Source organism: Shewanella insulae, from assembly GCF_009831655.1.
Taxonomy (GTDB): Bacteria; Pseudomonadota; Gammaproteobacteria; order Enterobacterales; family Shewanellaceae; genus Shewanella; species Shewanella insulae.
In genome coordinates this window covers 14,440-30,483 of the sequence record NZ_WRPA01000014.1, presented here as the reverse complement: position 1 = coordinate 30,483, position 16,044 = coordinate 14,440, and the positions used below count along the sequence as shown (strand labels likewise).

The 16,044-nt window shown below is 46.7% G+C and carries 11 protein-coding genes; 7 read left to right on the top strand and 4 right to left on the bottom strand.

The window, feature by feature from the left end:
- Nucleotides 1–27 precede the first annotated feature (27 nt).
- The 4 genes from GNT65_RS14930 (at nucleotide 28) to GNT65_RS14915 (ending at nucleotide 4,761) form a co-directional block, all read left to right on the top strand.
- A complete protein-coding gene (locus GNT65_RS14930; protein WP_160797596.1) occupies nucleotides 28–1,203 on the top strand; it encodes a hypothetical protein in 1,176 nt (391 codons plus the stop codon).
- 89 nt (nucleotides 1,204–1,292) lie between these two features.
- A complete protein-coding gene (locus GNT65_RS14925) occupies nucleotides 1,293–2,237 on the top strand; it encodes an NTP transferase domain-containing protein (RefSeq protein WP_160797594.1) in 945 nt (314 codons plus the stop codon).
- Nucleotides 2,230–3,294, top strand: coding sequence for a phosphotransferase (locus tag GNT65_RS14920; RefSeq protein ID WP_160797592.1), 1,065 nt, complete (start codon nucleotides 2,230–2,232; stop codon nucleotides 3,292–3,294). Before GNT65_RS14925 ends, GNT65_RS14920 begins: the two co-directional genes overlap by 8 nt.
- Nucleotides 3,295–3,474: 180 nt before the next feature.
- Nucleotides 3,475–4,761 (top strand): acetyl-CoA hydrolase/transferase family protein, encoded by a 1,287-nt coding sequence (locus tag GNT65_RS14915; RefSeq protein WP_160797590.1) that lies wholly within the window; start codon nucleotides 3,475–3,477, stop codon nucleotides 4,759–4,761.
- 164 nt (nucleotides 4,762–4,925) lie between these two features.
- Here the strand turns inward: GNT65_RS14915 and GNT65_RS14910 are convergent, their stop codons facing one another.
- Together GNT65_RS14910 and GNT65_RS14905 are read right to left on the bottom strand one after the other, a co-directional pair.
- Nucleotides 4,926–5,537, bottom strand: a complete 612-nt coding sequence (locus tag GNT65_RS14910; RefSeq protein ID WP_160797588.1) for a paraquat-inducible protein A — start codon at nucleotides 5,535–5,537, stop codon at nucleotides 4,926–4,928.
- A 453-nt stretch (nucleotides 5,538–5,990) separates the two neighbouring features.
- Complete coding sequence (locus GNT65_RS14905; protein WP_160797586.1) at nucleotides 5,991–6,866, bottom strand: hypothetical protein; 876 nt, start codon at nucleotides 6,864–6,866, stop codon at nucleotides 5,991–5,993.
- A gap of 188 nt (nucleotides 6,867–7,054) precedes the next feature.
- Between GNT65_RS14905 and hsdR the strand changes: the two genes are divergently transcribed.
- The 3 genes from hsdR to GNT65_RS14890 are packed head-to-tail and all read left to right on the top strand — an operon-like array spanning nucleotide 7,055 to nucleotide 14,420.
- Nucleotides 7,055–10,600, top strand: coding sequence for a type I restriction-modification system endonuclease (hsdR, locus tag GNT65_RS14900; protein WP_160797584.1), 3,546 nt, complete (start codon nucleotides 7,055–7,057; stop codon nucleotides 10,598–10,600).
- A gap of 6 nt (nucleotides 10,601–10,606) precedes the next feature.
- Nucleotides 10,607–11,449, top strand: a complete 843-nt coding sequence (locus tag GNT65_RS14895) for a glycosyltransferase family A protein (RefSeq protein ID WP_160797582.1) — start codon at nucleotides 10,607–10,609, stop codon at nucleotides 11,447–11,449.
- Nucleotides 11,421–14,420: a glycosyltransferase family 2 protein gene (locus GNT65_RS14890; protein ID WP_160797580.1), complete on the top strand. Its 3,000-nt coding sequence runs from the start codon at nucleotides 11,421–11,423 to the stop codon at nucleotides 14,418–14,420. Before GNT65_RS14895 ends, GNT65_RS14890 begins: the two co-directional genes overlap by 29 nt.
- Here the strand turns inward: GNT65_RS14890 and GNT65_RS14885 are convergent.
- A complete protein-coding gene (locus GNT65_RS14885; RefSeq protein ID WP_160797578.1) occupies nucleotides 14,409–15,161 on the bottom strand; it encodes a hypothetical protein in 753 nt (250 codons plus the stop codon). The genes GNT65_RS14890 and GNT65_RS14885 overlap by 12 nt on opposite strands.
- Nucleotides 15,158–15,889, bottom strand: a complete 732-nt coding sequence (locus GNT65_RS14880; protein WP_160797576.1) for a methyltransferase domain-containing protein — start codon at nucleotides 15,887–15,889, stop codon at nucleotides 15,158–15,160. The genes GNT65_RS14885 and GNT65_RS14880 overlap by 4 nt, the downstream gene beginning before the upstream one ends.
- Nucleotides 15,890–16,044: the final 155 nt, after the last annotated feature.

The following is a 16,044-nucleotide window of genomic DNA, read 5'->3' as shown; positions in this document are numbered from 1 at the left end:
GAGATAGCCGCGAAGTGGGATTTTTTTATGTCGTTAAACACCTTTTTCTGTCGTCAGGGCGTGGATAGCAGCCTGCGTTTTCTTGTCATTAGTGGCGCCTCACTCTGTCTCACCTATCTCTTCTCCCTGCTGTTTGCCGGCCATAGCATCTTGCTGCTGTTGGCCTTGCCCTTGATCGCAGTATCGGCACTCAGCGCCGCCCGGCGCCTGATAGCGCCCCAGCGTCTGCTGGCGTTGACGGCGATCCCCGGGCCATTGCTGCTGGCCGCTAGCCTGTTATTTGCCGAGCAGGCCTGGCCGAGCTGGGTTGCCCTTATCCTGAGTATTTTGGCGGTGGGCTTTATCATCTCACGTCCTCAGCCCAAGGCTGCTGTGCCCTTCGATAGTCTTGGTTACAGCGGCCCCTTGATGGCAAGCGCCGAGCGCCGTACAAGAGTTGAGCCCACCCTGGTGGGCGACTCACCTGCCTATGCTCATGCTGCTGAGCACGCGGTAGGGCAGCACGGGATGGGAGAGGATGAGCCTGGGCTTGAGCAGGCATCTCATATGGCGTCTGATCTGGATGCGCAGCCCTATCAAGGTGACTCTCGTATCGATAAATATCCCCAGGATAGCCAACCCCAAGACAAGTTGTCACAGGGAATTAACTCGTTCGGGGCACAGCTGGCCAAGCTGTTTGGTAATACCTTAACCGCTATCAAGAGCCATCCTCGCGGCGCCCTGTTAGGCTTTGGTTGCCTGTCGCTCTTGCTTGGCAGCCTGTCCTGGCTTGGAGGGGGCGATGCCGCCGAACAAGTTGCAGCAGAGTCAGAGCCCGAGACGCAGATTGCCCAGGTGCCAGCAACAAGCATCAAGCAGGCGGCTATGCCAGATGGTTTTAAGGTGCAACTCGAGGGCAAAGTATTAATGCTCAGCTGGCTGGGTGAGCGGGGCGAGCCCGGCACCATCTGGTCGCTCGCCAGCGCCGAGGGCGACGGCAGCTGTAAGAACCTGACCTTTAATAATGGCGTGAGCTATCGGCCGATGATGGTGAGTCTGCTGGCCGACACCTCGACCCAGGCGCGTTTCTCGCCCCTTGATACGTCCGCCATCATTAACGATATTGCCATGCGCGGTAGCCTGACGCTGTGCGGTTATGAGTTTAGCCTTAAAGGCAGCCAGGCGGCGTTGGCCAAAGAGCCGGCCTTCAGGCCCTATCTCTAACTCCCTAATTCCATGAGTATGATATGGGCGGTTAACCGGCCGTCCGTGTCTTCTTTTCTTAAGACGAGCGATTGGTCTCCTGTGGTTTGATGTCGATGAAGTTTACAGATGTAGTGTCCGCAGGGGAAGATGATAATCCATCCCTAACTCTAGTGATCATGGCGGCGGGCCTGGGCAGCCGTTTCGGCGGCGATAAGCAGCTCGCCGAGTTAGGGCCAAAGGGCGAGACCATGCTGCAGCTGTCGATCGCCAGTGCCATCGAGGCGGGATTTTCGGCGGCGGTGATAGTGACCCGCACCGAGCTGATACCCACTCTTAAGGCGCGCCTGATTGATCTGCCGCCTCAATTTACGCTGCATTTCTGTGTGCAGCAGCTGACAGACCTGCCTGAATCCCTTGGCGTGTCTGCGAACGGCGCTAATCTTGAAGCGCTGGCAAGCAATAGAACTAAGCCCTGGGGCACGGCCCACGCCCTGTGGAGCGCCAGACAGCTGGTCTCCGGTCCCATGGCGGTGATCAATGCCGACGATTACTATGGCGATCGGGCCTTCTCCCTGCTGGCTCAAGGTTTTAAGCTGCGACCGACCCAGTGGCAGATGGTGGCCTATCCCCTCAAAGAGACGCTGTCCGACCATGGCGGCGTCAATCGCGGCATCTGTGTTACCCAGGATAATCTGCTGCTTTCTGTCGAAGAGTGGCTGAATATTGCCTGGCAAGGTGATAACCTGATGGGCTCGCATCAGGGACGGCTGGGCAATTTGGCGCCCGAGGCGATGGCCTCGATGACCTGTTGGGGCTTTACCCCGGACATCTTCGATCTCCTGGGCGAGGCATTGGCGGAGTTTGTGACCCAGCAGGGACATAAGCCGGACAGCGAATGTTATCTTCCCGTCGTGGTGCAAGCGGCCTTAAGGGATAAGGCGAAGGCTAGACAGGTGTTTGTGAGTCAAACCTCGGATACCTGGTTAGGGGTGACCTATCCGCAAGATATTGATTGGGTAAAACAAAAATTAATGGAGTTACTGGGTGATTGATTTTATAAGGCAGCAGGTGCTGCCGCGCTTTGGCGTAACCGCTTCGGCCAAAGTGAGTCCCCTTGGGAACGGTCATATCAATGATACATTTCTAGTGCGCTGGCCAGAGGGTGAATTTGTGCTGCAGCGCCTCAACACGGAAGTCTTTACTCAACCCCACGCCCTGGTATGTAACGCCCAGAAGGTGGCAAAGCATCTACAAGCAAAACATGAGGCCGGCGAGTATCACCTGAGCGTGGTGCAGCCGGTGCCAGATTCACAGGGTGAGCTAGCGCTGGACTTAGGCGAGCAAGGTTTTTGGCGTGCCATCACCTATCTGCCCTTCAGCCATAGCATAGAGGTGGTCGCAGACGCGGCCCAGGCAGAATCGGCCGCCAAGGCCTTCGGTCATTTCTCCCGCGCCTTGAGCGATCTCGATGCTAGCAAGCTCGAGGATGTGATTCCCAAGTTTCATCATCTGCCGGGGCGTATCACCCAGCTACAAGAGGCGGTGGCTAAAGACAGCCTAGGGCGCCTCAAAGGCTGTCAGGCCTGGGTGGACTTCGCCCTGTCTCAAGGTAAGCTGCTGAGTGAGCTTAGTGAAATCGAGGCGCAGCTGCCGCCACGAGTCTGTCATAACGACACTAAGATCAATAACATGCTGTTCGATAAACGCAACATGAGCAGCATGGCGATTATCGATCTCGACACCTGCATGCAGGGACACCTGATGTATGACTTTGGCGACATGGTGCGCACCTTTACCTCGCCAGAGGCCGAGGACTCCACCAATCTCGTTAAGATAGAGGTGCGCGAGCCTATCTTCGCCGCTATCTGTCGTGGCTACCTGAGTGAATTAGGTGAGGTGCTGAGCGATGTCGAGCGCGAGAGCCTGTGGCTGGGCGCCAGAGTGATCTGCCTGATGATCGGGGTGCGTTTCTTGACCGATCACCTTAACGGCGATGTTTATTTTCATATTCATCATGAGAACCATAATCTCGAGCGCGCCGCCAACCAGTTTACCCTCTATAAGAGTCTGTTGGCTCAGGGGGAAAGCCTCAAGGCTTATCTAAAATAGTGCGTGACAAAGGGGGCTGTTCGGCCCCTTTTTTTGTGGCCACCGGCGCATTTATCTCATGCCGAAATAGACGCTCTCTTGCTCGAGATCAACTTAAGGTGAACTCATTGATAAGTTTGCTATCAAAGCGTTAAGTTAGTTCGTACACTGCACTCAGTTTTCCGACTATAGGTGAGATAGATGCCACCCATTATCTGTAATACTGCACTAGAAGCCGTAGCTTTGATCCAGAGCGGTGAGACCCTCTGGACCCACTCCATGGGCGCGACGCCTAAGCTTTTACTCGATGCCCTGGCCGAGCACGCCTTGACCCGGCAAGACCTGACCCTGCTGCAACTGCATACCGAATGCGCCGAGTCCCTCAGCGACCCACGGCTAAAAGGCCATCTACGCCATCGCTGTTTCTTCGGCGGCTTGCCGACCCGCCTGCTATTGCAGCAGGGTGATGCCGATTATGTGCCCATCTTTCTCTCCGAGGTGCCCAAGTTGTTCCGCTCAGGCGAGCAACCCATAGACACGGCCATCATCCAGGTATCGCCGCCGGACAAGCATGGTATCTGCTCCCTGGGGATATCTGTGGAGGCGACGCTGGCGGCCTGTCAGGTGGCGGGCAAGATCATCGCCCATATCAACCCCTGTATGCCGCGCACTCATGGTGACGGCTTCATCCACTACGACAAATTTGCCGCCGTGTTCGAGCAGAGTATGCCGCTGCCGGAACATCCGCTGGCGGCCAGCGACGAGACCAGCCTGGCCATAGGCAGACACGTCGCCGAGTTGGTGCGTGACGGCGATTGTCTGCAGATGGGCATAGGTGCCATACCCGATGCGGTGCTCTCCTGCCTCACGGATCATAAAGATCTTGGGGTGCATACCGAGCTGTTCTCCGATGGCGTGCTGAACCTGGTCGAGCAAGGGGTGATCAACAACAGCCGTAAGAAGGTGCACCCGGGGAAACTGGTTACCGGCTTTGCCTTGGGCAGTCAGCGGTTATATGACTATGTGGACGATAACCCCTCCGTGGTTTTCATGGATATCGAGCAGGTTAACGACACCTCGATCATTCGTAAGAATCCCAATGTGATGGCGATTAACTCGGCGCTGCAGGTGGATATCTCGGGGCAGATCTGCGCCGATTCCCTAGGTACCCGCATCTATTCAGGTGTCGGTGGCCAGATGGACTTTATCCGCGGCGCCGGCCTGTCGGAAGGGGGGCGCTCGGTGATCGCCCTGCCCAGTACGGCGGCGGGTGGTAAGGTGTCCCGCATCGCCTCGGTACTCTCACCCGGTGCCGGCGTGGTGACCACTCGCGCCCATGTGCATTATATAGTCACAGAATATGGCGCGGCTAATTTGCGCGGCAAGTCGCTGCGTGAGCGTGCCAGGGCGCTGATCGATATCGCCCATCCCGATTTTAGGGAGCAGCTCTGCCAGGAGACCTTCGATATGTGGGGGTTAAGGGTTTAGTCTGCACGGCTAACGATAAAAAAGCCCCGTTTTGCCTGTAAAGCATATCGGGGCTTTTTCTCTCGTTTGCTATTTCAACATCTATTCTAACTTCTATCTCAACACCTATCTCAACCTATTGGTGCTTGCGTAGGCGAGGGAAGCAGCAGCTGAGAAGTGCAGCGTTAAGTTGCAGTCTGTTTAGGCTTTGTCATTAACATATTGGAGGCGATGGCAAACAGGCAGTAGCCGGTGAAAAACCAGAAACCTATCTCTAGCTGTGCATGCATTATAATCAGTTCGCCCATCTGATCTTCGGCGTTGCCGGCGAGGTAGCTGACAATGATGGCCACCACGAAGACATCGGCCATGCTCCACTTGCCTATGGCGTCGATAAAGCGCATAAGCAAGTTAGCCGTGCTGCCCCTTGTGAAAACCAGAACCGCCTGCGCCAACAGCTTGAGGGTGGGAATGATCACCGAGAAGGTGGCGATCAAGATGCCGACCAGCAGGTTACCGCTCTGCATCAGGTCTTCTACCGTCCCCAGGATACTGCGGTGCTTGCGATAGATTTCCACCTGGCCCTCAAGTTCGTTAAAGCCGAGGAAGGCCGATACGGATCCCAGCAGGCCTCGCACTTCGCTGTCTTCCGTCATCAGCTCTATGCTGGTCTGGGCAAACTGGGATTTTTCGGCTTGGCCGTCCAGGCTCAGCATAGGCAGGCTGAGTCCTGGGATAAGCAGGGCTAGGGCGATAAGAATTACTAGTAATTGAGGCCATTTACTCCGTTGTGACATGGGGTCTCCATCTTTCCTGTGTCGCCTAGGTTGCAGCGTTGGGATTTGGTTATACATTGATTGAAGTGAATACAGGCTGAATGTCGCCGCTCACTTGAGAGCACTTTTTTACCATGCCTTGTCTCGGCTTTGAAGCCCGGTCACTGGGAGTGAACAATACTCTTTGTCCGAGTGTGTCGGGAAACTCTGCTTATTTTATATGCGATATGGGGAAGTATGAGTATTTAGGCTATTCATTTAGAAATGAAAAAAGCCTCAATAATGAGGCTTTTAGTAAGACTGAAGCGCTTATTCCACGTTCTGGATCTGAATATGGGCTTGAAGTGTCAACTTATTTAAAATCAACGTCTTAGTTGAATTTCAACGTTTGATTTTTTGTCTTAGTAACCGATCAAGTAACCATTTGGTTGTTGTTAGCATGCTTGATTCTAAATAATGCTGCTTATGTCGGTTTTAATAAACAACGCCATAAACACTCATAGCGCAGGTATAGCATGTTTCATCATCGAACATATATCCTGCAGTCATGGACTCTCGACAGTGCTTGCACTTACCTATCGCTATTTTACTATCGTGAATAGCTTTAGCTGCTAATTTCACTTGTCGTGGTGTAGAACTGAGATCCATTCTCTTCTTTATAACCCATTCAAAGCACGGCTCATGGGGATGCGGCCATTGGACTACGCCAATCGAAATTGCAATGTCGTCTTCGAATCTATCAACACGCACATAACGGCTATAGATATAGCCTGATACTTGAGCTGACGATACATCAAAATGTTGTGCTACCAGCTTGCCGCAAGCATTAAATGCACAAGTTGCTTGACTAGAAGCTCTAAAGTTCGCATCGATCAATTTATTACATTTTGTGCAGATAAAAAATACTTGTGATTGGTCTATCGCTCGCGTAATCGCTTTTAAACTATGTGTTAATCTTTTGGGGTTCACATCAGTTTTCTTGTGAATTACTTTATCAAAGTATCCATTGTTGCTGCGGACATGAGCTGTGACTGTGAAATCTTTATCAAGATGAACAGTATAAAGAGGAGCAATACTTTTCTTGAATAAAAAGCCAGCGCAAAATAGTGTAGAGAACTCTAATATTCTGCGTTCCTTCGTTTCTGAATCGTAAATGGGATAAGACTGCAATCTGAAAGATTTAGCATTACCGGTCTCATATGAAGGTCTGCCTTTATCATCAAGCAGTGCTATTCCATCATGTGGCGTGGCTAAATCTAGATAACGGTCAATTAAATCTGGACGCCCAGTAAAGCAGATGGCGTTTTGCTCCAGCAGAGATTCAATAGTTGGAATGCAATCGAGATTCATGTCGTCTTCCATGTGACAGATTAATGCTGTTGATTAAACGTATTCTAACCAAAGCACCAAAATAGTGTTAGCGAGAGTTTTCAACTCGTACCAATAATGAGTGGGTTAACAACTTCTAAACTTAACTGGTGATTAAACTGTTTGTAAAAGATATGATTACATTGGAATAATCGCGCTACGAGGGAATGATGGCATCAGACACACAAGGCCAGAGTACTGAAAAAGACTCTGCAAACTTTAGTTTTCTCAAACCATACGACCCTATTTTTATCGATTTGGCCAGCAGTGCTGAACGTGCGTTTACCTGCGATCCCAACACCACCTTAATTAAGCTGCGCCAGTTAGGTGAGGCGATGGCGCAAGATATTGCGGCTCGGTGCGGCATAGAATTTGATGGAAAAACGACTCAAGCAGATTTACTTTTCAAAATTAATCGCGAGTTAACCTTAGAGCCTGTGGTCCGCCAGTTATTTCATGCCTTAAGGATTGAAGGCAATAAAGCAACTCACCAATTTAGAACCCAACATAAAGAAGCATTAGAAGGCTTAAAATTGGCCCGTAGCTTAGCCATATGGTTTCACAATGCCTTTGGCAATCTTAAGACACCATTTAAAGCAGGTCCGTTTGTCCCACCTCAAGACCCAAGCAAGCAGCTACAAGATTTACAAACTCAAATTGAGCAGTTACGCAGTGAACTAAACGATAACCACCAGAAGTTAAATGATAATCAACAGTTAACCGAATTAATCGCCCGAGAAAAAGAAGAATACGCGGTCCTTGCTGAACAAATGGACGCTGAAGCTCGGGTTTTATCAAAGCAGGCTGCTGAGCATGAAAAGGCATTAGAGCAGCAAAAGTTACTATTTGAGTCTCGTATTAAAGCGCTTCAAGCAGAATTGGCTCAACAAGCACAAGCAGACAGCAAAGCAGCCAGTAGAAATAGGTCAACCTTAAGTAAGCAAGCCAGCAAAGCAGGTCATCACATTGAACTAAGCGAAGAGTTAACTCGAGTGTTGATTGACCAGCAACTCAATGAGGCTAAATGGACTGCTGATACCCAAAGATTAGATTACCGCAAAGGCGCTCGTCCCGAAAAAGGTAAAAACCTCGCCATTGCAGAATGGCCAACATGGTATAAGGGCCAGCAAGGACGAGCTGACTATGTTTTGTTTTGTGGCCTAACCCCTATTGCAATTGTTGAGGCTAAAAAAGAGAACACCAACGTTGCAGGTAAAATAACCCAAGCTGAACGTTATTCTAAAGGCTATAAACTGCCATCAACACAACAAGGAGCATGGGAACTAGAAGGCCGCACTGTTGCTTGGGCGGATGAAGACGATGGCCACTATCACATTCCCTTTGTCTATTCCTGCAATGGCCGCGAATATAATAAACAACTAGCCGAGTTATCGGGCACTTGGTTTAGGGATACGCGCAAACACAGCAATGCAAAGAAAGCACTCCCACAGTTTCATTCGCCAGATGGCCTGCTCGATAAATTAAAACGCAGTCGTGAAGATGCTGAATTGCTACTTCAACAAGAGGGATTTGATTATCTAGGTTTGCGTGATTATCAACAAAAAGCCATCGAAGCGGTTGAATCGGCCTTAGCGCAAGATAAAACCGAATGCCTACTTGCCATGGCAACAGGCACAGGTAAAACCCGTACCATTATTGGCCTGATGTACCGCTTCTTAAAAGCCGAACGCTTTAGACGTATCTTATTTCTTGTTGATAGAACCTCATTAGGTGAGCAAGCATGTGAGGCCTTTGACGAAGCCAAGCTTGAACAAAACAAGGTGCTGTCGTCTATCTATAATATTGCCGAACTGGGCGATATGGCTAGTGAAGCCGAAACCCGTATTCAAGTCGCTACCGTGCAAGCTATGGTAAAGCGCATTTTTATGTCCGATACACCGCCACCACTTGATGAGTTCGACTGCATTATTGTAGATGAAGCCCATCGAGGCTATGCGTTAGATCAGCAAATGACAGAAGGTGAGCTCGCCACCCGCGATGCTAGCCAATACCTGTCTAGTTACCGCCGCGTACTCGATTATTTTGATGCTGTGCGCATTGGCTTAACCGCAACGCCAGCCAAGCATACAAGTGAAATTTTCGGTAAGCCCGTTTATACCTATAGTTACCGCGAGGCTGTTGCAGACGATTGGCTAATCGACCATGAGCCACCAATTAGATATGAAACCCAACTCAACAAACACGGTATCAAATTTGAAAAAGGCGAAATCGTCACCGCTATTAATACTCAAACAGGTGAAATAGAAATTGCCGAATTAGACGATGAATTAAAGTTCGATGTGGAGTCATTCAACAAAAGGGTGATCACCGAGTCATTTAACGATGTTATCTGCCAAGAGTTAACCAAAGAGTTAGACCCATTCGGCGATGAAAAAACCATGATATTTTGTGCCACAGACGTACATGCTGACATGGTAAAACGCTTATTAGACAAAGCATTTGTTGAGCTGTATGGCGATGAATACAATCAAGCCGCCGTGGCTAAAATTACCGGTCAAAGCGATAAAGTCAGTCAACTTATTCGCCAATACAAAAACGAACGCTACCCAAATATCGCCATTACCGTTGATCTTCTTTCAACCGGCATTGATGTGCCTAAAATTTGTCATTTGGTGTTTTTACGCCGTGTTAAATCGCGCATCCTATACGAACAAATGATGGGCCGAGCGACTCGTCGTTGTGATGATATTGGTAAAACCGCCTTCAAAATTTATGATCCTGTAGATATTTATAGTGCACTCGAAGCCATCAACACAATGAAGCCTATCGTCAAAGACCCCAAGATCACTCTTGAGCAGCTGGTGGATGAGTTAAGCGATGATGACCATTTAGCACAGGCACTAGGCTCGCCAGGTGAAAGGCTAGGCACTTGCCACGCCGATGATGTACTTAATCAGCTTGGCCAAAAAGTCATGCGGGTGATGCGTAAAGCCGTTAAAAAGGCGGAGAATAAACCAGAGTTAAAAGCTAAACTCGATCAACTTGAGGGACTATGGGGCGTCGCGCCTGACAAGCTCCACCAGCATTTACATCAAATTGGCCCTAAAGCAGCATCGCAATTTTTTAAGCAGCATCATGGCTTGCTTAATCAGTTAGCCGAAGTCCGTTACCTTGTTGGTAGCGATAAGATGCCGATCATCTATGAAGGGCGTGATGAGTTTAAAGAGCGTCAGCAAAATTATGGCGTACACGAAAAGCCCGCTGATTATCTTGAAAGCTTTAACCATTTTATTAAGCAGAATATTAACCAATCAGCAGCTTTATCAGTGGTGGTAAATCGCCCTAAAGACCTAACGCGAGAACAATTGAAAGAAGTGAAATTAATGCTAGATGCAGCGGGTTATAGTGAGGCGCATCTGCAAAGCGCATGGCGTAAAAATACCAACCAAGATATTGCTGCCAGTATTATTGGTTATATCCGTCAAGCGGCGCTTGATGAAGCCCTCATTCCCTTTGAGCAACGAGTCGCCAAAGCAATGCAACGCATATACAGCGAGCATGACTGGAACCCTATCCAGCGCAAGTGGCTTGATCGTTTAGCAAAGCAGTTCGTGCATGAGGCTGTGATTGATAAAGCATTTGTAAACCAACGTTTTGCCGACCAAGGCGGGGTAAAGCAATTTAACCGTGTACTTGATGATCAACTCGACAGCATACTTCATGAGCTAAACGAATATCTGTGGCAGGCCGGTTAGTCATTGATGGAAGTTGTTGTATTAATGGCTTCAATGCCTCGGTTTGATTCGCTTATGAATGTATCGTTACCTTCAATAGTCTCTCAAACTCGACCTCCTGAACGAATAGTATTAGTCACCGATAGAGTTGCTTTATCTGAATCCGATCAATCTAGTATCATGACAGCAGTAGCCCCAATACCTGTTACATTTTTGCTTAATGAGCGTTGTCACGGCGCTGCAGGTTCCTGGAATACAGGCTTGGCTTACATTAATGACTGTTATCCCAAAAGCTACGTAGCCATTCTTGATGATGATGACTACTGGTTAAAAAATCATTTAGAACTGTGTTTAGTGCATTCACGACATGGGGCCGCAAGCTTGGTTTTATCGGGAATATCAGTCATAAAAGACGGGCTTACACTAGCGAATAATATTCCTAAAAACTTAAAACAAAGCGATTTCTTAGTTGGTAATCCTGGCTGGCAGGGGTCCAATACATTTGCACTTTGTCAGTTATTTATAGCTGTAGGCGGTTTTAGTGACGGCCTTATTAGTAGTAACGATAAAGATTTGGCTATAAGAGTGTTAACGATTCCTAATTTAAAGGTTGAGTACACACTAGCAACAACCGTTTGTTGGAATTTAGGCGTGCATTCAACAGCCTTATCCGCTAGAGGTTCCAGACAAAAATTATTGGGCTGTGCACAATTTATCTTATTGCATGGCCACCGCATGACTCCCCCTCAAAAAGAACAATATTTTGAACGAATTTCTTCATTATTTGCTATTTCAGAGCAAGCAATAATCAATGAGATAAACACTAATAAGGATATTAGAATTGCATCAGGAACACTCGCATCAAGATAAGCGGTCATTAACTGTTGGGTTAGCCTTGCGTCAACTGACAATGATAAAAGAATGTGGGTTACATTATAAAAATGCACCTGTCATCATAGGTATCAATTTATGTAACCAGGCTGAATTTATTACTCAAGCATTAAATAGCGCATTATCTCAATCGTTAGTCACCAAAAACAGTGCACAAATTGTCATTCTAGATGACCAGTCGACAGACAATTGGCAAGCACGCTGTAAAACCCTGTTAGATCATCCTAGCGTGACAATTTTAACTGCATTTTGTGGCTCTCCAGCCCGAGCTCGCAACCAGTTGCTAGATTATGCATCTACCACTAGTGCTCACTGGGTAGCGCGCCTGGATGCTGATGACGTTCTGGATAATGCGAGAAGTGTTGAGTCTTTATGGTTAAAAGCTGAAGCATCAAATGCTGACTTTGCTATAGGGAGTAATAGATTAAAACAAGATGGTCATATTTTAAGTGTTACCAACATTGCGACCCCAGAAGTATTGCTTGATCCAATTAAGCTTACTGAATTTATTGGAGCATTTTGTCATGGGCAGTCTGATAATGAACTACCCTCATGCAACTTGTTACTTAACACTAGGGTTATTGAGCGATATCCAAATATACGCAGTGCAGAAGACCATTGGTTGGTAGCACGCTTATTATTGTTACCAGAATATAAAGGTGAAATCGTCAGCGCCCCTTACTATTGTGTTTACACCTTGGATGGTGCTGATACGATAAACAACAAGCAAAAAGCGATTTGGACAGAACAGAGACATCGTTTAGCAGTCGCAGCAAAACAATGGATGCAGGCACAAGCATTACCATTTCACTATCTAGGTTCTGGACAAGAAGGGGTTGTCGTTCAAAAAGGAAACAAGATTGAAAAGTCTTTTTATCCTTGGGCAATCGATGATGAGCATGTCCGATGGTTAAAACAAGCCTTACCTAATAACAACATCGTGCCTCAAGTGTGCTGGCACAAACAAAATGGCCAATGGAGTTACAGTACCCCTAATTTATATACCACTGAGATGCAGTTACCTGCGTCAGCAATCATTGTAGGCCAATTTTTGCAAGGCATGTATGCAGCAGGAATTTGTGGCTTGAATATAAAAAGAGACAATATTCGTCAAATGAAAGATGGCAGTTTGCATTACATTGATGTCGGGAGCGATATCCAGCCTCTTACAGCAAGCAAGTTTTTAGATATGTCTGCACGGTTATATGCCATTGCCATCTTACAACTGCCAGATGAAGAATTGGTTCGGCGCACTTCTTCCTCCTCACAAGATCAATCATTATCGCAATTAAAAGGCTTTGCAGACTTCTATTTAGCCTTAATCGAAGCGTTACATCCCAATGTGGCCTTAAATAAACCTGGTATGCCAATTTTCACCCATGTAGGGGTAGATCAGGAAACAACATTACTGATTAAAGCGTGTGCTCAGGATGCCGATGTGCTATTCACTCAAGTCTCGCACATTGTTACTCAACTAAATTATCCTAATAAATTCAAACAGGTATTATTGTTACTCGACAGCTACCAAGGACCATTTTTACGACAATATCAGCAAGGTGATTTCAACCAGTTGCTCACATCAGCCAACGAGTTAGTAAACAATGGCATCGTCAATGGGCTTCTTATCGCACCCACTTCAAGTGATGTGATAACTGTTACATACAACCAATGGTTTGGTGCGCCAACGGTTACACAATCACATACTGTTTCACAGGCTCCGCTTTTTTCTCAGATATGGGCATTTAATCAAGTCACTACACGTTACGTATTACAGTGTGATTGCGATGTGCTGGTGGGGCGAAAAGACTGGCAACATGACTATATAGCAGACATGAAAGCTGAGTTAATCGACCCTAACGTCATTAGCGTAGGATTTAATATACCTAAGTCTACGAATGCATTTTTACCTTACTTTGGACAAGATGGGCAATTTGCCCCCGAAGTCAGAATGGGCTTGCTAGATCTTGTTAAAATTAAGCAAACACTGCCAATAAGCAATCCTATAATTAATGATAAATACACATTAACTTGGCACCGCGCTTTACAGGCTCATCAAAATAAAATGGGGTTAAGTTCTTTACGTGGTGGGAATCCAGCCTCCTTCTACATTCATCCTCGCAATGAAGACAAACAATTATCAACACTCGAACAGATAAGGGACTTAGTTGCCCAAGGTCGCTATCCCGTTGCTCAAGAAGAGCAATTTGATTTAATTCCCCATGCAGATTGGTGCTACCCAAGGCGCACTGAATCAGTGATTTTTTTGTTGAAAGGACGACTCACTGCAGTTGATAAGCTTGAAAGATGTTTACAAAGTTTACGCATGCAATCCAATCAGTCCTTTGGAATCGTCTTAATTGATGATGCCAGTGGTGCAAGTCACAATTGGTGTTACCCAATGTTGCTCGATAAGCTGCGTGATCGCACAACCTTAATTCGGCACCAAAACAACCAAGGACGACTACCAAATTTTATCCAAGCTATTTCAGATGTTTGTGTTAATGATGACAGTATTATTGTGATTTTGGATCAGGATGATTGTTTAATGCGACATGACGTTGTTAAGCATATTGTTGATGCCGCTAAACAAGGTGCCGACTTAATCCAAATGCCGATGTTCCGACCTAATAAACCACTAAAACTGTATCAACCCAGCTACAGTGATATTAGGCAAAAAGGGGGAGGGAATGTATGGGCTCATCAGCGTGCATTTAAAAAGTCTTTATTTGATAGCGTGCCACATGCTTATTTTAAAGAAGACCAAAAATGGATACCGTCGGTTACCGATTACGCCACTATGTTACCCATGGCAGAGCTAGCTAAAGCCCCTGTGTTTATTGATATTGGCTACTCATATTTCCACCAGCGAGCGGAATATCCCCAAGAGGTCAAAGCTGAGCAAAGCCGATTCCTAAAAGCCATCTTTGCAAAAGAAGCATTAAGTCCCTAGCAGTAGCGATTGCTGGCACCATGCTAATTTTATGTGGGTATCTGCCAGGTATTTGGAAGCTTGATTATGATACAGCCACCAATTACTTGTTCTCTGTTGATCGCGTCGCAGATAGAAGTACCCCTCAGCCTGCTGCAAGCTTTCGATGGAACTGCTATTGAGCCAACAGTCCGCCGAAATATTGCTAATGAGCTTAGCCAAAGCAATATCATTTGGCGTTGTAGCGAGTGCTTTTAATAGCGAAAAAGGATCAGGTACATTGAGTGTGCCCAATAAGGGTTTATTTAAACGCAATGCTTTCCAATCGAATTGCTGGCCAAATTTGTGTATTAAGGCATAACGCCGCTCACCTAGCCAGTTATGGAAGTGACATGGATTAGGGATGTGGGTTCTTAATGTCGTTTGGCGGGCTATAGAAGGAAGTAAATTCATCCCAACGACTCTGGCTTGTATATTGTTAGCAGCTAATGTGGCCAGTAAAACAGTGCCACTTGATGGAACATTATTAAGATCAGTCTGCAGCAAGCTATACAGACTATTAAACAGTGCTTCAAACCCATCAAAAGGCTGGAGGCCTTCAATGTTAAATGATGAACTTAGCCCTGATATTTTGGGGTTCTGAATTCGGCAGACACCAACGAGTTCACTAAAACCCTCATTAAATACAATGATATTGGTGTTGTTAGATAAACAACATATGTCAACATCTTTAACGCCATTACCCAAAACGAGCCACTTCATTGCTTTTGTATTACCACAACTAAGCGTTCAGCTGTGTGCTTGGTTAGGTGAACCAATGCTTTTCCTGAAAGGGTATTATTGACATTGATTTGTTCACCAAAACGATTGCTAATGATGAAGTCACCATCCACAACATCAAAATTCCATTGATGTAGCCCATAATACTTAGCCGCTTTGCCCTCATTACGATAATGGTTCAAATAAAAGTAATGCTTAGGCTTTAAAACCGTAATCGCTTCTTCAATGACTTTAATGGGGTTGAGACAGTGATCTATGCTGTTGCGAGCATGAATTAAATCAAATGAGTTTTGCTCAAACTGTTGGCTAAGTCGCTCTCCCTCACCATAACGAGTCCAATATTTAGGCTGTAAATTAAGTGCATTCAGTATTTTTTGGTATTTGTCTGCCATAGGATCGATAGGTACTAACTCAATTTCATGTCCATTATGTATTTTACCGACTTTACTCACTGGCCCAGCACCAATGTCTAACACTTTTACATTCGTTGTTGCATCACTAGGAAGTAACTCGGCTAGATCTGCTTGCAAAGGGGTATTGTGTGCAAAATGGGGCGTTAATTTATCGCGGTTATTTAATAAATTGTGCTGATGGAACTCATCGCCCACTAAAAGCAATGCCAGCTTCCATTTGATAAATTGACCAACATCAGTGTTAGGCAAGTAAGGTGATATGACCACAAAGAACCATCGGTATAGTTTGCTACGCAAAATCTAGTTGCCTATAAAGTTAATGACATCAGTATGATACACCAATAATATGTGACTTTTGTCATAATTATTTTCGCTAGCCTGTTTGCGAGTCATTGTGAGTAACGACCTTTGGCAAAGTGGCTCAGAACTGTGTAATGTTGATGCCATCGACA

Coding starts and splice junctions, on each gene's coding strand:
- GNT65_RS14930 (WP_160797596.1), top strand. CDS start 28: ATGTCGTTAAACACCTTTTTCTGTCGTCAGGGCGTGGATAGCAGCCTG.
- GNT65_RS14925 (WP_160797594.1), top strand. CDS start 1,293: ATGTCGATGAAGTTTACAGATGTAGTGTCCGCAGGGGAAGATGATAAT.
- GNT65_RS14915 (WP_160797590.1), top strand. CDS start 3,475: ATGCCACCCATTATCTGTAATACTGCACTAGAAGCCGTAGCTTTGATC.
- GNT65_RS14910 (WP_160797588.1), bottom strand. CDS start 5,537: ATGTCACAACGGAGTAAATGGCCTCAATTACTAGTAATTCTTATCGCC.
- GNT65_RS14905 (WP_160797586.1), bottom strand. CDS start 6,866: ATGAATCTCGATTGCATTCCAACTATTGAATCTCTGCTGGAGCAAAAC.
- hsdR (WP_160797584.1), top strand. CDS start 7,055: ATGGCATCAGACACACAAGGCCAGAGTACTGAAAAAGACTCTGCAAAC.
- GNT65_RS14895 (WP_160797582.1), top strand. CDS start 10,607: ATGGAAGTTGTTGTATTAATGGCTTCAATGCCTCGGTTTGATTCGCTT.
- GNT65_RS14885 (WP_160797578.1), bottom strand. CDS start 15,161: ATGAAGTGGCTCGTTTTGGGTAATGGCGTTAAAGATGTTGACATATGT.